This window comes from Pseudoalteromonas maricaloris (assembly GCF_024746855.1).
Classification (GTDB): domain Bacteria; phylum Pseudomonadota; class Gammaproteobacteria; order Enterobacterales; family Alteromonadaceae; genus Pseudoalteromonas; species Pseudoalteromonas maricaloris.
Genome location: NZ_CP024625.1, coordinates 3,862,934 through 3,885,157, shown reverse-complemented (window position 1 = coordinate 3,885,157; position 22,224 = coordinate 3,862,934). Strand labels below are relative to the sequence as shown.

The window sequence follows — 22,224 nt, the reverse complement described above, 5'->3', positions numbered from 1 at the left end:
ACTGCTTATGAATAATGATTATACGCCTAGCGAGCAAAAAATCACCCTGTTTTACGCCATGCGCCAATAAATACTAGCACGGCAATAATCGCAAGTAGGCTACTTGCGACAGGCTTGTCAAAAATAAAGCTCAATCCCGATATAATTGCAAAACTGCTCGCTGCTAAGCCCAATAATAGAGGCTTAGTCGCAGTATCTGCTTTTTGTGTGACAGCTGGAGGGGGGCGGCGCTTAAGATTTTGGTAAATCAAATCTGGCAGTTCAGGCATTTTTTCAGCCCAAAATGGTAAATTCGCATATAGCTTTTTCGCCACCGCGAGAGGGCCAACTTGTTCTTGCACCCAATGCTCTAAAAAAGGTTTGGCCGTTTTCCACAGGTCTAACTGCGGATAAAGTTGGCGCCCTAGGCCTTCTACATACAGCAGGGTTTTTTGCAATAATACTAGCTGTGGTTGCACTTCCATGTTGAACCGTCTTGCCGTATTAAACAAATTTACTAGCACATGACCAAAAGAGATTTCTGCAAGCGGTTTGTTAAAAATGGGTTCGCATACAGTGCGAATGGCAAACTCAAACTCTTCTACGCAGGTATCTGCAGGAACCCAACCAGAATCCACATGAAGTTGCGCTACTTGGCGGTAATCACGATTAAAAAAGGCGATAAAGTTTTCGGCCAAATAGCGTTTATCTTCGCGGTTTAAGGTGCCGACTATGCCGCAATCTATACCAATATACTTAGGATTATGAGGATTTTCACGAGAGACAAAAATATTGCCAGGATGCATATCTGCGTGGAAAAAACTGTCACGGAATACCTGTGTGAAAAAGACTTCCACGCCGCGCTCGGCCAGCAATTTCATATTGGTGCCTTGTGCTAACAAGGCTTCGGTGTCTGAAACCGGAATACCGTAGATGCGTTCCATCACCAGCACGTTTTTACGTGAATAATCACTATATACCTCAGGGATATACAGTGAATCTGAGTCTTCAAAGTTGCGTCTGAGTTGAATTGCGTTCGCGCCTTCTCGCATCAAGTCTAGCTCGTCGAGTAAGGTTTTTTTGTATTCCCTAACAACTTCCACTGGGCGCAGGCGTTTTCCTTCGCTGAGTAAGTTGACAACGATTTTAGCGAAACGCTCCATTAAAGAGAGGTCTGCATGGATTTGTTTCTCGATATCGGGACGAATAACTTTGATCACGACATCTTTTAACTCATCTTTGTGTTGTAGCTTGGCTGCATGTACTTGCGCTATCGAGGCTGAAGCTAGCGGTTTTGATTCAAATTCAGCAAAGTATTCATGAATATTGTCGATTTCTAGTGCTTGCTCAATGAGCTTTTGTGCCATCGCGGGGTCAAATGGTTGAACTTGATCCTGCAAAAATGCAAGTTCTTCAGCAATATCTGGTGGTAGTAAATCTCGACGGGTTGAAAGCATCTGGCCGAACTTGATCCACACCGGCCCCAAAGTTTGTAATGCCAGACGTAGGCGTGTGCCTACTGGTTTGTCTTTATGTTTGTTGCGTAGCCAAAACAAACTCGCTCGAGCGAGTTTACCGTACCAAGGCTGCTTATGCGCAGGGACGATTTCGTCTAAACCATAGGTTAAAAATGTTTTGGTGATCTGATGCAAGCGAAGTAAAGACAACCTAATTTCCTTTGTTTTGCTGAAGTAATGCGCTGAGGCGTTGATTTAAGCTTTCGACTTGATTGTTTAATGTTCTCACTTGCTGCTTAAACTGTTGAAACTCGAGCGGGTGAGGCGCAACCTTCAACTCATCTTGAAATAACCCAGTTAGGGTTGCCTTGGCTACCTGTCCATCTTGCTTTGCGCGATGCGCCAACTTATGAAAAGCATCTACGGCAACTTGTGCGGGCCCATCACCGACATATTTGGCGAGGTGTTCCGCCCAATCAATATCAAGTGTTGCTAATGCATTACTATATAGTTGTGCGAGCGCCAAATCCCCTTCAAGGTCGAGCTTATCTTGACGGATAAGCGCAGTGAGTTGGCTTGGATCTTTGAGCTCAAGCAAGGTTGGTAAATCGGCACTAATTGAACAATCGGCTTCGCCATCAAAAGGACATAAAACGTGAATGTTAATGCCTGTGTAAGTCACAGCTAAACAAGTATTTTGATCTCGAATATCAACACTGAGCACTTTGTGTTGGCCTTTACTTAGCACATGCTTTAGCTCAGGCGAGAGTTTAAGGCCTTTGTTTAAAGCCGTCTCAAGTACGGCGCCAAGTAATGAAGCTAACACAGCAACTCCTAGAATTTAAAGCCGCGATGAAGGGCGACGATGCCTCCGGTCATATTTTGGTAGTCAGTTTGTTCAAAACCGGCTTCATCCATCATGGATTTTAGCGTTTCTTGATCTGGGTGCATGCGAATAGATTCTGCAAGGTAGCGATAAGACTCACTGTCATTTGCAACTAATTTGCCCATTGCAGGTAATAGTGTAAATGAATACATATCATACAGCTTTGCCAGCGCCTCGTTATCGGTCTTTGAAAATTCAAGTACCAGTAAGCGTCCACCTGGCTTTAGTACTCTGTACATTGAGCGCAATGCTTTATCTTTATCAGTTACGTTACGTAAACCAAAGGCAATAGTGATGACATCAAAAGTATTATCGTCAAATGGCAGCATTTCTGCGTTCATTTGAACGTATTCAATATTGCCAACAAGTCCCGAATCGCGTAATTTTTCGCGGCCTACTTTAAGCATTGAGTCGTTAATATCACCTAAAACAACTTGTCCTTTATCACCAACTAATTCGCTAAATCTTGCGGTTAAATCACCCGTACCGCCAGCAAGATCAAGTACTTTGTGACCAGCGCGTACACCAGAGCAGGCAATAGTTTGACGCTTCCACAAACGATGGATACCGAATGACATCAGATCATTCATGATGTCGTATTTTGCAGCTACAGAATGAAATACGTCTGCAACCATAGAGGCTTTTTTGTCGGTCTCGACTGTTTTGTATCCAAAGTGGGTAGTATTGTCTTGTGACTCTTTCATGTGGGTTCCATCATTACTCTGCAACTATGGTTGCTAGTGTACTTGATTGGTAGCCGTAGGTGCAATTTCTTATCCGTGTTGTATTGTTGAAAATGCAAACAAAAGAGGATATTGCGGATCAGTGACTAATATAACAGTGTTGGCCGAGAGAATGTGCTTTCTGTGCAGCGTAACCTGCGCGTTTTGCCAACATATTAAAGTCTTGCTCTGGTGCAAGTTGGGCTATCCCAAGGGCCAGAGACACATTAGGTAATGGAATTTTCCCTTTCGCGCTGACAAACTTTAATCGCTCAACACCTTTACGCACTTTTTCCGCGATAACACTCGCGGTATCTAAATCTACATCGGCAAGGATAACCGTGAATTCTTTTTTACCGGTGCGACCAGGTAAGCCGCTTTCAACGACATAACGTTTGATATTATTGGCGATACGATTAAGCACAACTTCACCCACAACATCACCAAACCGCGTTGAAAACTCGTCAAGGTTATCAACTTGTATAGAAAGCGCACAGACGGATTTTTGCTGCGATTGCCATAGGGACACTTTTTGATGAAGATAGTGACGCTTATAAAGACCCGTTTGTGGGTCTAATAAGTGTTGTTTACGCAAGTCGAGTAGTAACTTTTGATTACGTTCATAATCTAAACGCGATTTTATTAACGCTTGTTTAAATTGTTTGTGCTGTTTTAGCAATAGCTCAGTTTGTTTGGTGAGTGTTGATAGTGCGCGCTTACTCTTTTGAATGTTGTGTTCATCTAAATTATGCACACATTGACTGACTTGTTGGGCAAAGCGAATAACCTGCTTTTGTGAGGTTTCTGCATTTTCGTGTAATTCAGTCACCAAAGAATCAACACCTTCAAGCAATTCAGATTGTGTTTTTTGTCCTTGATCTAGAAACTGATAGTAGAGTTGCTCAATGAATACACAGTCTATTTTTGTGTGCGCTTTGATGGCTTTGTTGATGGCACAGTCGAGATCTTTGTTCGTGGCGCTAATATGGGTATAAGCAACCTGATAATTTAAAGGCGTAGGCGGCAAATGATGTTGCTCTAAAAACAGGCACACCTGTGTCATTTTTTCTTGGGCAACAGCCATGGGATCATGGAACATCATTTCATTTACCACAACAATTAATTATCAAACGTTAATGAACTACCACCAGCTCCTTCGGTGTAACTCTTGTCCTAATTGCACTAGACCTACATTAATCTGTATCGTCCGAATTTAAAAGTAAAAAATTTGTCTTTGAAATAGAAAATTTACATTTTTTTGTTGAATTGCTGATTTTCTCATCAATTTTTACTAGGTTGGGTAAATTGTATTCGATCTGAGATATTCGTGATTCTATCGAATTAAGTTGCATCTGTTACGGGACTCTCCTACTTTGACTAGCAGAAAGTTCATTTCACCATAACAAAGCTCAGAGCGATGGATAATCATTATTTTTTGGCTACTTTACCGCGAACTGAGTAACAACAAAGTATTGAGGAAGTCAGCGTGTTATCACCAAAATTAAAGCTGTGGACTAAACGTTCAAGCGTCGCCGTTTATTTAACTGTCGCCTTATCTGGTTGTGCTATTACCGGAACTGACAATAACGCTGAGTTTACTCAAATAGCTGGCAGCGTTATGAAATTTAGAAGTGATAACAATGCCTATGGTCGCAGTGATACAAAAGCAGAGTTTCTGCTACCAAACCTCAGTGCAGAAAAGTTGGCGACCACAAATCAGCAGCGTCTACAGTTTTTGGCTCAGCTCGATAATATCGACACTTCAGCGCTAAGTGAGGAAAACCAAATCAATCTCACGATATTGCGTGCACAAGTGCAGAATAACGTCGATGAATATCGGTTTCATAGCCATTATATGCCGCTCACCTCGGAATACGGTTTTCATTCCGGTCTGTCTTTTATGATCTCGAGTCATGACTTTAAGAAACGTGCTGGTTACGAGCTATATTTGGCACGTTTGCAGCAGGTTCCACGCTATTTTGAGCAAAATATCGACTGGATGAAAGAAGGTATAGCGGTTGGCTTGACTCAGCCGAAAGCGGTGCTTGAAGGTTATGAAAGTTCTATCGAAGCTTATATCGTTGATGATGTGACAAAATCCGAGTTTTATGGCCCGTTTACACAAAACCAAGCGGGTTTGCCTGATACCGAATTTAAAGCACTGCAACAGCGTGCCAAAAAGATTATTAAAGGCGATGTGATCGCAGCGTATCAAGATTACCTTAATTTCTTTGTCAATGAGTATCGTCCTGCGGCGAGAACTGAAATTGGAATTTCTTCGACACCAAATGGTGAGGCGTTTTATGCGAATCGAGCGAAATACTATACCACCACGAATATGACGCCTAAGGAGATCCACGAACTTGGTCTCAAAGAGGTGGCTCGGATCCGTGCGGAGATGGAAAAAATTATTAAAAAAGTAGGCTTTAAGGGATCTTTTGCCGACTTTGTGCAGTTCTTAAGAACCGATCCACAGTTTTATGCCAAAACCCCCGAAGCGTTACTTAAAGAAGCTGCATATATAGCAAAGAAGATGGATGCTCAGCTACCTAAGCTATTCCATACATTACCAAGAAAGCCATACGGCGTCGCCCCAGTACCTGCGAGCATTGCGCCTAAATATACGACTGGGCGTTATTCGGGGGCACGCAGTGATACTGATGCAGGCTACTATTGGGTAAATACCTACGCACTGGATAAGCGCCCGTTATACGTATTAGAAGCATTGACTCTACATGAGGCCGTGCCTGGTCACCATTTGCAGATCTCCTTGAATGCCGAGCTTGATTACCTACCGGAATATCGTCGTAACGAATATATTTCAGCTTTTGGTGAAGGGTGGGGGTTATATTCTGAATTTTTGGGTATCGAAGCGGGGTTCTATCAAGACCCTTACAGTGATTTTGGTCGTTTAACCTACGAGATGTGGCGAGCGGCTCGTTTGGTTGTAGACACCGGCATGCATATGTTTGGCTGGAGCCGCGAACGAGCGATGAACTTTATGAAAGACAACACTGCCTTGTCCTTACATAATGTTAAAACGGAGACTGATCGTTATATCTCGTGGCCAGCTCAAGCACTGTCATACAAAATTGGTGAACTAACCATTAAGCGGCTACGTCGCAAAGCGGAAAAAGCACTGGGTGATCAATTTGATATCCGTGAATTTCACCACCAAATCTTACGTCATGGCTCTGTGCCATTATTTGTGCTTGAAGAGCAAATCGACAAATATATTGAAACCACGATGAATCAAGCGCGTAAGTAATCGAGATTATCCCTCTAATAAAAAAGCCCAAAGTAGTAACCTTGGGCTTTTATCATTTTATTAGCCTAAGCTAGTTTAGTTTACAAAACTAATAATTAGCTGATATACATCGTCGGTCGTTCGGCATTTATTGGCATTAATGATGAGCTGTTCACCTAAGTGTAGTGCTCGCTGTTGTACCGCTAAGCGCGCGTCTTCATCTTCAATCGCATCAATGTCTGCAACATGTGCGAGACCAATGGTGCGGCGGATCAATTCACACCCACAATAACCAACCGCGTCTTGCAGTACCTTAGTGAGGAAGTATTCCGCATAGCCATCTGCTTGCAATGAGAGATCGCGTGTTTGTGTTTTCGCCAGTTCAAGCCAAGTGGCATAGAAGTTAGATAGGGTGGTGGCGATATTATCGAGTAAATACACCTGCATATTTCGACGTTTTGGCAGAGCGTTAATACGAGCATGTTGGGCACAGTAGTTAAGCAGTAAATTGCCGATAAATGAGCCTAAATCAAAGCCTATGGGGCCAAAAAAGCCAAACTCTGGATCGATTAGCTTAGTGTGCTCTGCGTCGACGAAAATACTGCCTGTATGGACATCACCGTGAAGTAAAGTTTCTGGTGCATTGAGAAATTGGGCTTTGAGTTTTGCCACTTCAACTAATAACGTCTTATTTTTTCTCAGTATTTCCACAGACGATTGCAACGCCTCTGGAAAGTTGTTTCTTTCAGCATCGCGGTATGGGTCGTCAAAGAATAAATCTTCTGTGATTGCGCATAGCTCAGGATTAGTAAACTCGGTGACTAGGGCTTTCTTTTCACTCGGTGTTAAATAAAAGCTTGAGTGGTAAAAGCTGGTTTTTGCTAGATAATTTGCGACGTCTTTGCTGAGCCTTGTAAAGGTGTTCGCTTGGTTTAATTCACTGCGTAAAATGCGTAGATGACCAAGATCTTCCAGCACAGTTAGTGCTAACTCCGTATTATGGTGCAACACTTTTGCTGTGGTATCTGGGCAGATCTCACCATGGCGCTGTAATACACTGGCTTCAATTCTGGCTCTGTCTAACGTCAGTGGCCAGCTCTCACCCACACATCGAGCGTAAGGCAAAGCTTGCTTGACGATGATGCTATTTTCTTGCGTATCTTGTACGCGGAAAACCAAATTCAGATTGCCATCACCAAATTCATAACAAGATAAGGTTGCATCTTTATCAAAGAAGCTTCCTAAATTAGTAATGTAATCAATAACTTTTTCTGCATCAAATTCAATGTAGCTCGACATGTTTCAGCACCTTGTGGATATTTGCTGTTAGCATTCTATATTTTTAAGTGTTTAGATGTCTATACTTCTTTATATCTTGATGTAAAATATCATTAGTACACTTTGAAAGAGCGGGATGTCATGAAAACCTTAATTGCACGTAGTCTTAAATTTGAATCGGGCGTGGTACAGGTATTGGATCAATACTTACTGCCACATCAACAGGTGTGGCATGAATGCCGCGACGTTGCGACGATGAGCGAGCTCATTCTGACACTTAAGGTTCGCGGCGCTCCGCTTATCGGTTTAGCGGCAAGTTTGTTAATTGGTTATCTCGTCGAACAAGGAGAAGATAAAGACGCAATAGCCCGTTCGATAGATGAACTTGAGGCCACGCGCCCTACTGCGGTGAATTTAATGCACTGCATGGCGAAATTGCGTGAAGCGTTGCAAGCGATTGATTGGCAACAACAAGTGATCACAACCGCTGAACAGTTATTTGAAGAAGACACTGCGTTATGCGACCGTATGGCAAACATTGGTGCGGAGCTTGTGAATGCGGGAGACAATATTCTTACTCACTGTAATACTGGCGCGCTGGCAACGGCCGGTGTAGGCACCGCTCTTGGCGTAATCTATCATGCTGCAAAACAACATGGTGACATTCATGTTTGGGTTGATGAGACCAGGCCACTGTTACAAGGTGGTAGGCTTACTGCGTTCGAGCTAGATACATGGCAAATCCCATACACGCTAATTTGTGACAATATGGCTGCGAGTTTAATGGCGGCGGGTAAAGTCGATAAAGTCTTTGTGGGGGCAGATAGGATTGCGGCAAACGGTGATTTTGCGAATAAAGTCGGCACTTATAATCTCGCGGTGTTAGCCCATTTCCATAATATTCCTTTTTATGTGGTTGCCCCGATCACAACATTAGATCGCAGTTGTCCAAATGGCGCAGCCATTCCAATCGAACAACGCGCCAAAAGCGAAGTAACAGGTGTCAGTGGTAGTTTTGGTGATTGCCAATGGGCACCCAACAATGCTGAGGTATACAACCCAGCATTCGATGTTACACCAGCGAGTTTGATCACCGGATGGGTGTTAGATACGGGGTTGTTTACGGGTGATGATGTTGCCCTAGGTGTATTTTCACAAAGTTAAACATTTGTAATTACTTTAACTACTCGTAAATCAAAAATCTTGTTAAAATGTACCCATTTTGTGCTTCGATATAAATGGAGAAAGTAAAACAGGATGAAGAAGTTTATTGCTTTGATGTTGTTGCCCTTAGCTGCTAAGGCATTCGCTAAACAGGAAATACCACTAGAGTCGTTTAGTAAAGGTAGTGAGTTTTCCGATGTAAAGATATCACCTAACGGAGAATATCTTAGCTTTATCACAAAAAGGGAAGGTAAAAACACATTAGGTTTTTTACAACTTGATAAATTCAAACTCATTCACGCCGTGCGATTCAATGACAATGCTCAAATTGGCCGCTATGAATGGGTGAATGATGACCGTGTGGTATTAGAAAAGGAATATATTAGAGGCTGGAAAGATCACCCTGAGTTTCATGGTGAGTTATTCGGCGTAAATGTAGATGGAAGCCGTGGTAAATATTTGGTGGGTTACCAAGGTGAGGGACAAACGGGGTCTCGTTTGCGCAAAGCTACCCCGCTGTATGGCACATCTTATATTCTTGACCCTTTGGTCAATGACGAAAACAAGATGTTGATTGTGACCTATCCTTGGACTGGCTCGAAAGAGCCTACTACACGAGTTTACGAGGTTAACGTTCATACTGGTGTCAGACGCAAAGTGACAAATTCTCCAAAAAAAATGGGGCGCTTTTTGACCGATCACCAAGGAGAGGTTCGCGCCGTTGTGTCTGAGGATGATGATGGCAATTCATTAGTGTTCATCCGTGAAGAAGCAGGCTCAAAATGGGCTGAGCTCACATTAGAAAACAACTTAGATGATTTCTGGATGCATGGATTCGATAAATCTGGAACGTCAGTTTATCTTTCAGCATCTACGGCTGGTGAGCCCATGGCCTTCTATAAATTAGGCTTAGAAAGCAAAAAACTTACTCATGTTTTTCAAGATAAAGTGGTTGATCCAACAAAAGTATGGATAGATCCGATTGATAAATCCCCTTTCGCTATTGAACTAGACCCCGGATATCCTACCTATGCATTTATTGATGAAAGTGCTGATTGGAGTCAACGCTTAAAGTCTCTGATAGCTTCGATCCCTGGAAATCAAATACGTATTGTAAGTAGCACGAGAGATGGTGGACAAGTGGTTGTATTCGCAAGCAGCGATACCAATCCTGGGGATTATTACCTTTATGATAGTAAAGCCAACAAAATGAAATATCTGGCGTCTGCAAGAGGCTGGATTAAACCAAATCAAATGTCTACAGTCGAGCCTGTTAAATTCACAAGCCGTGATGGACTTACTATTCATGGATATCTCACAACACCAATAAACGCAGAAAAGAAAAACCTTCCTCTGATTGTTATGCCTCATGGTGGACCTCATGGGCCAAGAGATTATTGGCAGTTTGACCCTGAGGTACAAATGCTAGCGAGCAGAGGAATGGCTGTATTACAAGTTAACTTTCGAGGTTCTGGTGGTTATGGAGATGCATTTGAAGTGCTTGGCTACCAAAAGTGGGGCAAGGAAATTCAATATGACATCATTGATGGAACCCGTGACTTAATCTCCAAAGGTATCGTCGATAAAAAGCGGATTTGTATTATGGGGGCAAGTTTTGGCGGTTATTCTGCATTGCAAAGCGCAATATTAGAACCCGACTTATTCCAATGTGCAGTCGGTGTTGTTGGTGTATACGATTTACCACTGATGTTTGAAGAAGGTGATGTTGCTCAGCGTAGCTCAGGGGTCGCATATTTAGAACGTGTACTTGGTACCGATGAGAAACAGTTAAAGGCATTTTCTCCAAGCTATAATGTCGATAAGCTTAAGGTTCCTGTCCTTATCGTACATGGTGGTGAGGACCAAAGAGCGCCAATTGAACAAGCGGAATCTTTAATTGATGCACTGAAAAAGGCTGATAAGTCTTATCAGTATTACTTACTTGAAGATGAAGGGCATGGTTTCTATAAACCGGAACATCGTCTGAAATACTTTAAGAAAGTGCTCGAATTCCTAGAAGAACCTCTGCAGTTATAGTTTTTATGGAAGTGAAGGAAGAGCTACTTAGAACTTTGTAATTTAAAGCTATATTAGCTACAGTTTTGTTTCTGAGCATCGCAGCATGCTGTTGATTACTCTGTAGTATTTAAGTATGTAACGCCTCTATGGTACTGACTTGGTGCTGATCACGTTGAATTTGCGTGCTAATAGCCTGCTATTGGCACGCAAATGCGTTTTGCTTACCGCTTTTTTCGTGAAGTAGTCACAAAATCTTCATTTTATTTTTGGGGACAAGCTGTACTACTATGGGGATTTTGAAGTAAGGAAAGTCGCTAATGAAGGGATGGTTCATTATTGGTGTGGTTGTACTGGCCTTATGCAGTTGCCACTCTATTCAGCCGCAAAAAACCTACATCCATATAGTTGCAAGTTGCCCCCCTCAGGTGTTTGAACAATTGTTTATCGATACGACAGATAGCTTAGTTATATCGCCCTCTGAGGCTGAAATTCCTACCGGCATGCACACAAATACTTTGCTTTTTTCACCGCTAACAATGTCGTGGGATGTGGTGGATAAACTTTTGATTGAGTTGGATAACGCTGGATTTAAGTTTCAAGCAGATTTTTTCGGTAAATATAATCACGCTTATCGTGATAACCATATCGGTGTGTATTTTGTTGAAGGTTGCGAGCCTAACATGAGTAAGCAAGTACTCACAGCGCTTCGTTAGCACTGTGAGTATTTAGACTTGTATTAATCAAGTAATGGAAACTGCTTTGCAATTTCAGAGTCCGTGCTTTTTGCAACCCAACCCTCTTGATTATTGAATAGGCGAATGGCGGTAAATTCTGGATCGCTACCCATATCGAACCAATGAGGCGTATTTTCTGGTACTGAGATTAGGTCACCTTGCTGACATAAAACTTGGTAAACCTTATCGTTTAAGTGTAAGCAGAATAGCCCTTGTCCTTTAACAAAAAAACGTACTTCATCTTCGCTATGAGTATGTTCAAAAAGAAATTTTTGTCGCAACTCCGAGGCACTAGGGTTGCCCTTTGCGAGTGAAATCACGTCGACAGTTTGATAACCACCTTGCGTCTTTATTCTTTCAATATCGCTCTGGTAGGCATTAATAATGTCGTCTTGTGACATTTCAGCTGTGATATCGGTGTTAGCCTGCCATTGTTCAAAGCGTACGCCTTGCTCTGCGAGCAAAGATGCGATGATGTTTGCGTCTTGCTCTTGTTGCAAAGCTTGGCTTGGATTCTGTACTTGGTAGATAGTCAGTTGACTCATGAAAATGCCCCTTCATCAAAATGGTCAAAGCTTGATATAACTGGATGTTCAGGTGATGTTGTTTGTGCATCTCTAAACAGTTGTAATGTGTGCATACCAGCGGCCTTTGCTGCGTCTAGCTCGGCAACAATATCGCTTAAAAAGAGGATTTGCTCTGCTTCATACGGTAGGGCTGCAATAATGTTCTGATACGACGAGACTTCCTGCTTGGCACCCACTTTAGTATCAAAGTAGTCGCTAAATAGCGGGCGAATATCACCATAGTCTGAGTGCGCAAACAGTAGCTGCTGCGCTTTCACTGAGCCCGACGAATACACGTAGAGGTCGCGGCCGTTCGTTTTTTGTTGTGTTAAAAACTGGTAGGCATCTTCATACAAATGCCCGGTAAAATCGCCATTTGTGTAGCCAAACTGCCAAACGAGACCCTGCAGCTGTTTTAATGGCGTGATTTTTTTATCCGCGGCGATCCACTCAAGTAGTGCGGCAATCACGGTATCAATATCAGCGTTAGCATTATTCAATTCTGCTCTGACGGCACTAATTTGCTCGGCAACGGCGGTGTCATGCTGATGGTCGCGAATAAATTGCGGTAAATGCGCAGCGGCATACGGGAATAGTATCTCTTTAACAAATGAGATACGGGTAATTGTCCCTTCAATATCTGTTAAAATGGCTTTGATCATTGGCGCCCCTCCAATTTAATGCGTTCTAATTCGCAGGCAAATAAAAACTCTAAGCCCTCAATATGACGACGAGTTTCTTGCACTGTACGGCCCACTGCGTATAACCCGTGACCTCGGATCAATACACCGTGTATAACCGGTGTAGTTTGATGAGATTGCGCCACGCGCTGTGCTAGCCGCTCTATATCCTGATCGTTATCAAAAATAGCAATGGATAAGGTTTCTTCATGCGATTGAATGCCAGACAGTGACTTTTGCATTTCATAACCACAGATCTGAAATTGCTCGCCTTGAATAAACCGTGATAACACAGTCGCAGCAACGGAATGAGTGTGTAATATACACTGTGCACCCACGCATAATTCATATAATTTTAGGTGCAATGCAGTTTCGGCTGAAGGCTTGCCACTACCGGCAATGATGGTGCCTGTGGCGTCTAATTCCAGAAATTGTTCTGGTGTTAATTTACCTTTATCAAAGCCGCTGGCCGTGACAACAAAGCCAGAGTCTGTTTTGATAGAGAAATTACCACCAGTCGCGGGAACCCAGCCTTGCTGAGCAACCCAAGCTCCTGCGTCGATAAGCGCGAGTTTTGCGGCTTGTGTGTGCATAGTTAACACCTATAAATTAAATGCGTTTGGACGGCTATACATCTATTTTGAGCAATGATAGCATCCACTCACGATTAGCACCATAAGAAAGAGAGTGTTGCAGTGAAAAGTAAGTTACCTCAGGTTGGAATTAGTATATTTAGCCAAATGACGGCATTAGCGAACGAGCATGGTGCGATCAACTTATCGCAAGGCTTTCCGGAGTTTGATGCGCCTGATTACCTAAAATCGCAACTGAGCCACTATGTTAGCGAAGGTCAAAACCAGTATTCGCCTTCTGCCGGCGTACCGAGCTTGCAAGCACAAGTTGCGGCATTAATTGAACGTCGCTATCAGGTGAGTGTTTCAGGACAAGAACAGATCACGGTGACCTCGGGTGCAACGGAAGCACTCTTCGTGGCAATTCAGGCAATAGTATCTGAAGGGGACGAAGTTATTGTATTCGATCCAGCTTACGACTCTTATGAGCCTGCAATTGAACTCGCTGGCGGAAAAGCCGTGCATATTGCATTGACTGCGCCGCATTACCAAATTGATTGGCAACAAGTCGCAGTGAGTATCAACCCAAATACCCGTGCTATTATCATCAATACACCGCATAACCCGTCGGCTAAAACGCTGAAGCCGTCAGATTTAGAGCAACTAAAACAGCTGCTAAATCAGCATGACTTGTTATTGATCAGTGATGAAGTATACGAACATATTACCTTTGATGGTTTGCCCCATCTGAGCGCATTAACTGATCCAGCATTGTTTGAGCGTGCGTTTGTGATCTCTAGCTTTGGTAAAACCTTTCATAGTACAGGCTGGAAAATGGGTTACTGTGTGGCGCCAAAGCAAATGACTGTTGAATTTAGAAAAATCCATCAGTATGTAACGTTCTCAAGTTTCACTCCGGCACAACTTGCATTGGCTGATATGCTTGCTGAACACCCTGAGCACGTTGATGAGCTGAGTGGATTTTATCAACAAAAACGCGATGTTCTGGTTAAGGCGTTAGCGTCAAGCCGATTTACTTTGTTGCCAAGTGAAGGCACGTATTTTTTGCTGCTTGATTATAGTGATATTTCTGATTTAGATGATGTTGCTTTTTGCCGTTATTTAGTCGAGCAGGTTGGGGTGGCTGCTGTACCGCTCAGCGTTTTTTATCAGCAAGCGACCCAAGACAAAGTCATTCGATTGTGCTTTGCTAAGGAAAACCAGACATTAGAAGAGGCTGCAAAACGCTTATGTCAACTTTAACCGTTACCCTTGTTCAAACAGATATCCAGTGGCTTTCACCTGAGGCCAACTTTACCCATATTGAACGTTTGCTAGAAAATGTCGAGCCAAGCGATTTAATTTTGCTACCAGAAACATTTGCTACCGGCTTCGCCGTAAAAGAGCCGGATGTTGAGCGCTATGCTGATGCAGCCATCGAGTTTTTACAGCAATGTGCTCAGCGCTTTCAGGCTGTTGTAGCAGGCAGCGTACTGGTTCCGCAAGGAGATAAAAAGGCCAACCGTATGGTGTGGTGCCAGCCGGATGGAAAGATACTTCATTATGACAAAAGACACTTATTTTGTTTGGGTAATGAAGGTGATTTTGTCGTTGCTGGTGAGCATCGTGAAGTGTTCGAATTAAAAGGCATTAAATTCTTACCGCAGATCTGCTATGACTTACGTTTCCCAGTATTTCAGCGTAATCAGAACGATTATGAGGTTATGATTAATATTGCAAACTGGCCAGCGGCACGCCGAAATCATTGGGATACTTTACTGGCTGCTCGTGCAATCGAGAATCAGTGCTTTGTGCTTGCGGTAAATCGCGTAGGTGAAGATGGGTATGGCACCGCGCATAATGGTGGTACAAAAGCGATTGACTTCAATGGTAATAGTCTTGTTTCGGCAGCAGATGACCAAGCAGAAGTTATTACCGTAAAGCTAAAACTGAGCGACTTGCAACAGTATAAAGCTAAATTTCCAGCCCATCTCGATGCGGATAAATTTACGCTGGCATAATACACATTGGTACATGCATAACATGCCCAACTAAAGGCTTAGTTGGGCATGATTTAACTATCAAAGATCAACAGGTTCTAAGATGCATTATATTGATGCACAAGCAATTCACCTTCTCTGCTAGTGGAACTATAATCATTCTTTGATAAACGGAAATAGCTCAACTGGGTACGCATTTCATGGGCTTGCTCAGCCATTTGCCTCGCCGCTGCCATCGTTTCTTCGGTAATTGCAGAGTTTTCTTGAATAAGATCCGTTAGCCTTTGCACCACCAAGTCCACTTCTTTAATGGCTTGTTGCTGCATTGAAGTCGACTCATTGATTTTAATGATGTTGTTATTTACATCACTCACGGCACCAACGATTTGTTGCAGCTTTTCACCGGAACTATTGGCAAGCTCAGTACCTTGCTCTACCTTCTGATTACTGTTAGAGATAATTTCTTTAATTTGCTTTGCTGAAGCGGCGCTACGCCCTGCCAGCTCTCGTACTTCGTTTGCAACGACAGCAAAGCCACGGCCATTTTCTCCCGCTCGTGCCGCTTCAACGGCAGCATTTAGTGCCAGCAGGTTGGTTTGAAACGCAAGTCCATCAATCACCGATACAATCTCATTAATGTCTTTACTGGCTTTGTTCACTTCAATTATTGCAGCTACGGTTTGGGCAGATAAACTGCCTCCTTCTTTGGCTATGTTTTCTGCGTTTGTTGCTAGTCCTACGGCATCACCAGATTGGTTTGAAACCTTAGTGAGTTCATCTAACATATTGCCGGTGCTGGCACTGGCTTCTTCTAAGTTTGCTGCTTGCTCTTCTGTGCGTTGGCTGATTTCGGTGTTACTTGCCGCTATTTCACCGGCACTTTGAGCAACATAATTTGCTGCGGCTTGGATCCCTTCGATTACACTGGTGAGTTTTTTAATTGTGGTATTGGTGTCATTCTGAAGAGACTTAAACACGCCAAAATATTCACCCTTTACTTGGTTACTTAAGTCACCTTGAGCAACGTTAGCCAACACACTGCTGACTTCGGAGATAGCCCCAGAGACCTGTAAAGTCGAGTCATTTACATTCTCTTTAAGTTGTTGCAGTTGACCTTGTAGTGGCAACTCTATTTTTTGACTAAAGTCTCCTTCGGACATTGCGCCCATTACGCTGCCGAGTTCTTCAATGACTTGATTGAGGTTCTCGACCGAACGGTTAATATCACCTTTGAGATTATCGAGCTGACCAGACATCGCAGATTGAATGGTGCGGTCAAATCGACCATGGCTAATAGCCATCATCACCGTAGAGATTTCCGAGATAGCAACATCAACGGCGGTCACAGAAGCATTGATATTATCTTTAAGTTGCGCGAGCTGACCCGTTGCTGCTACGTCCACTTGTTGTTTAAAGTCGCCGTTGCTGACGCCAGCCATCACAGTGCCTATTTCTTTCATTACTCTGTCTAGGTTTGCCATGCTGGAGTTGATATCTTGTTTTAAGGTATCTAATTGGCCTGCGAGAGGGGCATCGAGTTGCGCAGAAAAGTCGCCTTGGCGTAGTGCAGACATAATCGTGCTGATACCGTCAATCGCACTGCTAAGGCTGCGTACGGAATTATTTACCGAATCTTTAAGTTGCGCTAATTTTCCTTTAGCGGGCACGGTGACTTGTTCCTTAAAGTTACCTTGCTCAATATTGGTCATCACATGAACAATACCGTTCATAGTCGAATTAATCGATGCCAAAGAATCGTTAATATTATTTTTGAGCTTTTCTAAATCGCCAGACATGGGGGCATTAAGTTTGGTATCGAAGCGACCATTTGCCATATCAATGGAAATTTCGTTGAGCTCAGAAATCGCTCGACTTAACGTATTGGCACAGTGGTTAGTGGCTTCTTTTAGGGTTTCAAGCTCGCCCCGACACGGTACTTTTATGCGGTCGTCAAACTTACCCGAGGCCATTTGATTCATGACGCGATTAGCCTCAGTGATAGAAAGCTGTAAGGCATCCAGTAGTGAATTAAATGCCTGTGCACTGTTGCCTATTTCATCGTGGCTACGAATGGGCGCTCGCAATGAAAAGTTGCCTTCCTGCTCAACTGATTTCATGGTTTCTACCAATTCGTGAACAGGTTTGGTAAGCGTTTTTGAGAACCAGTAGGCGACTATCAGTACTAACACTATAGTGACCGCTAAAATAATCATCAGGTATTGAGAGAGCGAGGTGATAGAAGCAAATGCTTCCGCTTCGTCAATTTCGGCAAGCAGTGCCCAACGGGTATTAAAGACTTCCACCGGTGTATAGGCAGACAACACGGCCTCGCCGTTGTAGTCTTCAATAACCTGTTGTCCAGATTGATTATTTAATGCTTGAGAGACTGCAAGCGTGGCTACCTTGCCGCGTTCAGGGTATCGAAATGAATTCACCACGGAATGATGTTGTGGATCTAAGAATGAGTCTGAACGCATCAGGCCCTCAGGGCCGACTAGGTAGGTTTCACCACTTTCTCCCAAGCCTTCTCGCTCGGTCATAATGGCATTGATGGCATCAATAGATAGCTGTGCAGCTACAATTGCAACGGTTTGGCCATTCACCACGATAGGTTTGGCAATAAAACTAGCGGGTGCATTATAGGAGGGGAGGTATTGTTTGTAGTCTGCGAAAGCGCTGATTGTCGGATCCGTTGAGTCCTTCAGTTCTCGATAAAGAGAAGCTAGATTACTATTGGCATAAGGACCCGATTCTAGTGACGTAGCAAAATCAACCTCTTTAAATACAGAATAGACAATATTTCCATTACTTGGGTCAATGATAAAGATATCGTAAAACTCATAAATGTCGGCGATATTAAGCATATATGGATGGTAACTGCGGTGAGCAAGGTCATAACTATCTAAGTGACCGGTTTCAATAAATTTGTATTTTTCACCAACTGGGTAGGGGTTGCTTGCTAAGTAACGTGCTTGCAGCGCAAGCCCAGACTCTGAAATGTTACCAATGAGCCTTGCTGTGCTCGTATCTTCGGGGTTTTCTTGATTGAATTTAGGTACGAACACTTCATCATAAAATCGAGATAATTTGGCATAGTTAATATCGGCCTGAGCGCTAGGAAAGCTAGTAATAAACTCTTGTGCAATCACAGGAAGCAATGGGTTTGCTGTAAAGGCATCGAGTTTATCCTCAACGGTCTTAAAGTAGCGATTAACCGCGCTTTTTTTGATCTCACTAACGGCACCAAGTTGTGAATATACTTGCGCTGTCATGGCATTCGATGCGGTATTAAGTGCGATGGAAATAATTACTATTAACGGCACGAGCGCGACGATTAGAAATGCAAAAATCAGCTTTTTAGTTAAATTAAGAGAGTTAAAAAATTGCGAAAACCCAGACATAACCTAATTCCCTGTTGCTATGGAAGTACCTATAACAGCATAGAACAGTATTGATTAAGATCTAGACAAAAAATAAAAAACCCGGCTATCTAGATAGCCGGGCTTGTAAACTTAACGTTTCACGCTTCAATCGTGCTACGTATTAGTGTTTCCAATGGTAGGTATGGGCCTTTTCTTCCATATACTCAGCAGTTGCTGGATGCATTTGGGTTTGCGCGCCATTTTCGAAGAAGAAAGGCTGACGTTTATTGTCATAGTTGCCGATTTCATTCATGGTTGCCGCATCGTAGACACGGCCATTGATCACGGTGTAGGCAACTTTCTCCGAATCACGGATGTTAGACAGCACATCACCATCTATGATGGCAAGATCGGCGAGTTTTCCTTGTTCAATCGTACCAAGGTCACGGTCCATACCTAGATATCTTGCACCGTCGATTGTACCGCTGCGAAGCGCCTGCCAAGGTGTAAACCCGCCTTGTGCCATAGACCATAATTCCCAATGTGCAGCTAGACCTTCACGCTGGCCGTGAGCACCAATGTGTACAGTCACACCCTTATCGCGAAGCTGTTTTGCGGTTTTGGCGACATTGATATGGTTATAGTGACGTTCAGGTGCTTTGCTTGGACGAATTGATCTTGGCTTTACCACATACTCAGGAACGAAGCTCATTAAGCGCTCGTTTTCCCATACATTTGTGTGTTGATACCAGTATTCTTCGCCAGAGATACCGCCATAGGCCACAACAAAAGTTGGCGTAAAACCAACGTTTGTTTGTCCCCACATTTGTTCGATATCAGAGTAAATATTCGGGATCGGCAGGGCATGTTCAACACCGGTATGACCATCGACTATCATGTTCATGTTGTGTTGGAATTTTGAACCACCTTCAGGCACAACCATGATTTCCATGTTCTTCGCCGCTTCCAATACTTGCTGACGTGTCTCACGGCGAGGGTGGTTGTAACTCTTCACTGAAATAGCGCCAGCGTCTTTTAGGCGTTTAACGTGGAACTCTGCGTCTTCAAGGTTACTGATTGGTGTTTTATAACCCGGCGCGTGGCCAGCATATAAAATACGTCCAACAGAATAGGTGCGTGGCGCGACCGTTAAACCCGTTCTTTGTAGTTCTGCCATAGAAAATACCTCGGCAGAGTTATTTGATGGATCATGGATAGTCGTCACACCAAAGCTAAGGTTAGAATACTGATTCCAGTTTTGCTGTGGCTGTAGGTTATAGCTACCGTAACTACCATGCGCGTGGGCATCGATAAGGCCTGGGATCACGGTTTTACCGCTAATATCCATTACTTTAGCTGTGCTAGGAACGTCTAGCTCACCTTGCTTACCGACTGCAACGATGCGATTCTCTTTGATTAGGATCACACCATTGTCGATGATTTCTTGTTCGTTCTCAGCGTTACGCATGGTCACTACTTTACCGCCAACTAGCGCAATCATACCTTCAGGTTTATCTGCTTTTTGCTCAAAACTCAAGTCGATGCCTTCAGCGGTTAGCTCGTCGGTGTTGTCAGATGCACCATCGACGAAAGCGAAAGTGTCAGTCAGTTTGCGCTGATAAAGTGTGGGACCAAATGCCCAAGTTAGCGCGCTGCTGTCTGCTTTCCAATTTAGGAAATCACCAGAGTACTTTGACACTTGCTTAACTGGGAAAGCTTTCTCACCCTTGTTAATGGATAAGGTTTTACCTGTACTGGTAAAAGGTGCAACAAACGTATTGAAATGCTCGATAAATGCAACGTATTGACCATTTGGAGAGACTTTAAAGTCAAAGACATAATCACCTTTGAAGTGGCTACGTTCTTCTTGACCATTGAGGTTAACACTTTTTAGTTCGCGATGTGTTTCATCACTCATGGTGGAGAAGTAAATGCGCTCAGAGTCGGCTCCAAAGTGCGGGTTGTCACCGCTTTTAATAATGCGTTTTGCTTCACCGCCGTTGGCATTAACTAGATAAATCCCTGGATGCATTGACCAGTCACCGCTTAGCAAGTAGCCACCAGTTACCTTTTTAAATAGCACGTTTTTGCCATTTGGTGAAAAGCTAGGTGATATATAGTGACCGGGTTCTTGGGTGATCACTTTACCTTTACCACCGTTTGCAGATACAACACGTATTGCGCCTAAGTCTTTATCACTCCAAGTTGTGTAAACAATAGACTTGCCATCGCGAGAATAGCTTGGGTAGAACTCAAAGTGGTCAGTTTGCTTAGTGAGGCGTTTTACTTTGCCTGACGCAATGTCTTTTACGTAAAGGTAGCCAAGCGCTTGGAATAGTGCAGTTTCACCATCAGGAGAAATTTGAGACCAGCGTGCAAGTTTGACTTTAAAGGTGTCAGGTGCGACATCTACCGCAAAGCGTAGTGCCGGTGTGATTTGTTTTTCAGCGACAACGCGAGTAGGGATGACGTTGACCTCGTGCGATGCAATATTGACGCGGTTGAATACCCCTTTCGCCCAAAAAACGAGGGATTTACCATCCGGCGTGTAAGCAAAAGAAGGCGTGTTGCCATGTGCGCCATTGGCTTCTTGTAAATCGCGATCAAGGCCAGCATAAACACGAGTTTCGACCCCAGAGTGTAGATCTTTAATATACAAAGCACCGATCATTTCATTGCCGTTATCTTCGCGTTTAACAAACGCAATAGATTTACCATCAGGACTGACAGTTGGACGAATAGCACCCCCAGCACCACGGATCACGGTCTCTTCTTCACCGGTTGCTAAATCCCAACTACGAATTTCGAAAACAGCGTCGAGCGAGTTTTTGTTATATTCCCAGCGCACGCCAGAGGTCGCATCAACTGAGTAATAGATTTTCTTGCCATCGTGAGAAAAAGCGGGTTCTGCAACGTTCTTTTGCGATTTTGCACCATGTAGACGCTCACGGACCAACACGCCTTTACCACCGCTGATGTGATACATACGAATAGAGCCACCTGGGATGGTACGCCCCGTTACTTGACCTTGCTTAACTGCAATGTATTGACCATCCGGCGACCATGCGGGGTTGTGAACAATATTATTCACTTCTTTTGACACCTGACGCAGGTTTTGGCCATCTACGTCCATCACCCACAGGTTATCGCCACCTGCGCGATCGGAGATAAATGCGATGTGTTTACCATCAGGCGAAAACTTAGGTTGAATGTTCCAGCCCATGTCGGATGTTAAGGCAGTTGCTTTACCACCGCCAATTGGCATGATGTAAAGGTCGCCAAGCATATCAAAGACGATGCTTTTACCATCAGGGCTAACATCTAAGTTACTCCATGTGGTTTCGTTGGTATCGATGGTGATGGTTTGCTTTTCACCTGGAGGGTTGAGCACATCCCAGCCTTTGGTTGACTTCTCTTCTGTTTGCGTGGCTGTAACGGCATCATCAGCGCTGGCTGGCTGAGCCAAACCGATCACAGCAGCACCAATAGCAATGGCTAATGGTGATTTAAAAAATGACATAGATGTTCCCTTAATTTTATAGTTATTGCCCAAGGCGA

Annotated in this window: 16 protein-coding genes; 6 read left to right on the top strand and 10 right to left on the bottom strand. The window is 43.6% G+C overall.

Translation table 11 applies throughout. The annotated features are described in order from the left end of the window. Positions 1–41: 41 nt before the first annotated feature. The 4 genes from ubiB to CTT31_RS17240 form a co-directional block, all read right to left on the bottom strand. Positions 42–1,646, bottom strand: coding sequence for a ubiquinone biosynthesis regulatory protein kinase UbiB (gene ubiB, locus CTT31_RS17255; protein WP_017218335.1), 1,605 nt, complete (start codon positions 1,644–1,646; stop codon positions 42–44). 1 nt (position 1,647) lies between these two features. Further along, positions 1,648–2,262 (bottom strand): ubiquinone biosynthesis accessory factor UbiJ, encoded by a 615-nt coding sequence (locus CTT31_RS17250; RefSeq protein WP_017218336.1) that lies wholly within the window; start codon positions 2,260–2,262, stop codon positions 1,648–1,650. A gap of 8 nt (positions 2,263–2,270) precedes the next feature. Further along, positions 2,271–3,026 carry a bifunctional demethylmenaquinone methyltransferase/2-methoxy-6-polyprenyl-1,4-benzoquinol methylase UbiE gene (ubiE, locus tag CTT31_RS17245; protein ID WP_010376465.1) on the bottom strand — a complete coding sequence of 252 codons (756 nt, stop codon included), beginning with the start codon at positions 3,024–3,026 and terminating at the stop codon, positions 2,271–2,273. A 118-nt stretch (positions 3,027–3,144) separates the two neighbouring features. Then, positions 3,145–4,146, bottom strand: a complete 1,002-nt coding sequence (locus CTT31_RS17240) for a GGDEF domain-containing protein (protein ID WP_211858832.1) — start codon at positions 4,144–4,146, stop codon at positions 3,145–3,147. Positions 4,147–4,530: 384 nt separating this feature from the next. Between CTT31_RS17240 and CTT31_RS17235 the strand changes: the two genes are divergently transcribed. Then, positions 4,531–6,312 carry a DUF885 domain-containing protein gene (locus tag CTT31_RS17235; RefSeq protein ID WP_039493407.1) on the top strand — a complete coding sequence of 594 codons (1,782 nt, stop codon included), beginning with the start codon at positions 4,531–4,533 and terminating at the stop codon, positions 6,310–6,312. A gap of 75 nt (positions 6,313–6,387) precedes the next feature. Here CTT31_RS17235 and mtnK read toward each other — a convergent pair whose 3' ends face one another. After that, positions 6,388–7,590, bottom strand: coding sequence for an S-methyl-5-thioribose kinase (gene mtnK, locus CTT31_RS17230; RefSeq protein WP_260491642.1), 1,203 nt, complete (start codon positions 7,588–7,590; stop codon positions 6,388–6,390). A 120-nt stretch (positions 7,591–7,710) separates the two neighbouring features. Between mtnK and mtnA the strand changes: the two genes are divergently transcribed. The 3 genes from mtnA to CTT31_RS17215 all read left to right on the top strand — a co-directional run bounded on the left by mtnA (position 7,711) and on the right by CTT31_RS17215 (position 11,465). Further along, positions 7,711–8,733, top strand: coding sequence for an S-methyl-5-thioribose-1-phosphate isomerase (gene mtnA, locus CTT31_RS17225; RefSeq protein ID WP_260491641.1), 1,023 nt, complete (start codon positions 7,711–7,713; stop codon positions 8,731–8,733). 93 nt (positions 8,734–8,826) lie between these two features. After that, entirely contained in the window at positions 8,827–10,770 is a 1,944-nt protein-coding gene (locus CTT31_RS17220) for an alpha/beta hydrolase family protein (protein WP_211858829.1), read from the top strand. A gap of 299 nt (positions 10,771–11,069) precedes the next feature. Then, a complete protein-coding gene (locus CTT31_RS17215) occupies positions 11,070–11,465 on the top strand; it encodes a hypothetical protein (protein ID WP_211858828.1) in 396 nt (131 codons plus the stop codon). Positions 11,466–11,488: 23 nt separating this feature from the next. On the opposite strand, the gene CTT31_RS17210 is transcribed toward CTT31_RS17215, so the two are convergent. Genes CTT31_RS17210 through CTT31_RS17200 form a run of 3 tightly spaced genes read right to left on the bottom strand, consistent with a single transcriptional unit; the run spans position 11,489 to position 13,325 of the window. Further along, on the bottom strand, positions 11,489–12,031 hold the full coding sequence (locus CTT31_RS17210; protein WP_095728830.1) for a 1,2-dihydroxy-3-keto-5-methylthiopentene dioxygenase: 543 nt from the start codon (positions 12,029–12,031) through the stop codon (positions 11,489–11,491). Further along, a complete protein-coding gene (mtnC, locus tag CTT31_RS17205) occupies positions 12,028–12,714 on the bottom strand; it encodes an acireductone synthase (protein WP_260491640.1) in 687 nt (228 codons plus the stop codon). Before mtnC ends, CTT31_RS17210 begins: the two co-directional genes overlap by 4 nt. Then, positions 12,711–13,325 (bottom strand): methylthioribulose 1-phosphate dehydratase, encoded by a 615-nt coding sequence (locus tag CTT31_RS17200; protein ID WP_010376449.1) that lies wholly within the window; start codon positions 13,323–13,325, stop codon positions 12,711–12,713. Before CTT31_RS17200 ends, mtnC begins: the two co-directional genes overlap by 4 nt. A 102-nt stretch (positions 13,326–13,427) precedes the next feature. Here CTT31_RS17200 and CTT31_RS17195 point away from each other — a divergent pair, with 102 nt between their 5' ends. Together CTT31_RS17195 and CTT31_RS17190 are read left to right on the top strand one after the other, a co-directional pair. Further along, a complete protein-coding gene (locus CTT31_RS17195; protein ID WP_312026956.1) occupies positions 13,428–14,567 on the top strand; it encodes a methionine aminotransferase in 1,140 nt (379 codons plus the stop codon). Then, on the top strand, positions 14,555–15,325 hold the full coding sequence (locus CTT31_RS17190) for an amidohydrolase (RefSeq protein WP_260491639.1): 771 nt from the start codon (positions 14,555–14,557) through the stop codon (positions 15,323–15,325). Before CTT31_RS17195 ends, CTT31_RS17190 begins: the two co-directional genes overlap by 13 nt. A 77-nt stretch (positions 15,326–15,402) precedes the next feature. Here CTT31_RS17190 and CTT31_RS17185 read toward each other — a convergent pair whose 3' ends face one another. Beyond that, complete coding sequence (locus tag CTT31_RS17185) at positions 15,403–18,705, bottom strand: methyl-accepting chemotaxis protein (RefSeq protein ID WP_260491638.1); 3,303 nt, start codon at positions 18,703–18,705, stop codon at positions 15,403–15,405. A gap of 142 nt (positions 18,706–18,847) precedes the next feature. Further along, positions 18,848–22,186: an amidohydrolase family protein gene (locus tag CTT31_RS17180; protein WP_211858822.1), complete on the bottom strand. Its 3,339-nt coding sequence runs from the start codon at positions 22,184–22,186 to the stop codon at positions 18,848–18,850. Between the last annotated feature and the right edge of the window lie 38 nt (positions 22,187–22,224).

Excerpts from the sequence above, each read along its gene's own strand:
- ubiE (WP_010376465.1), bottom strand. The coding sequence starts at position 3,026 with ATGAAAGAGTCACAAGACAATACTACCCACTTTGGATACAAAACAGTC.
- CTT31_RS17240 (WP_211858832.1), bottom strand. The coding sequence starts at position 4,146 with ATGATGTTCCATGATCCCATGGCTGTTGCCCAAGAAAAAATGACACAG.
- mtnK (WP_260491642.1), bottom strand. The coding sequence starts at position 7,590 with ATGTCGAGCTACATTGAATTTGATGCAGAAAAAGTTATTGATTACATT.
- mtnA (WP_260491641.1), top strand. The coding sequence starts at position 7,711 with ATGAAAACCTTAATTGCACGTAGTCTTAAATTTGAATCGGGCGTGGTA.
- CTT31_RS17220 (WP_211858829.1), top strand. The coding sequence starts at position 8,827 with ATGAAGAAGTTTATTGCTTTGATGTTGTTGCCCTTAGCTGCTAAGGCA.
- CTT31_RS17215 (WP_211858828.1), top strand. The coding sequence starts at position 11,070 with ATGAAGGGATGGTTCATTATTGGTGTGGTTGTACTGGCCTTATGCAGT.
- CTT31_RS17210 (WP_095728830.1), bottom strand. The coding sequence starts at position 12,031 with ATGAGTCAACTGACTATCTACCAAGTACAGAATCCAAGCCAAGCTTTG.
- mtnC (WP_260491640.1), bottom strand. The coding sequence starts at position 12,714 with ATGATCAAAGCCATTTTAACAGATATTGAAGGGACAATTACCCGTATC.
- CTT31_RS17200 (WP_010376449.1), bottom strand. The coding sequence starts at position 13,325 with ATGCACACACAAGCCGCAAAACTCGCGCTTATCGACGCAGGAGCTTGG.
- CTT31_RS17190 (WP_260491639.1), top strand. The coding sequence starts at position 14,555 with ATGTCAACTTTAACCGTTACCCTTGTTCAAACAGATATCCAGTGGCTT.
- CTT31_RS17185 (WP_260491638.1), bottom strand. The coding sequence starts at position 18,705 with ATGTCTGGGTTTTCGCAATTTTTTAACTCTCTTAATTTAACTAAAAAG.
- CTT31_RS17180 (WP_211858822.1), bottom strand. The coding sequence starts at position 22,186 with ATGTCATTTTTTAAATCACCATTAGCCATTGCTATTGGTGCTGCTGTG.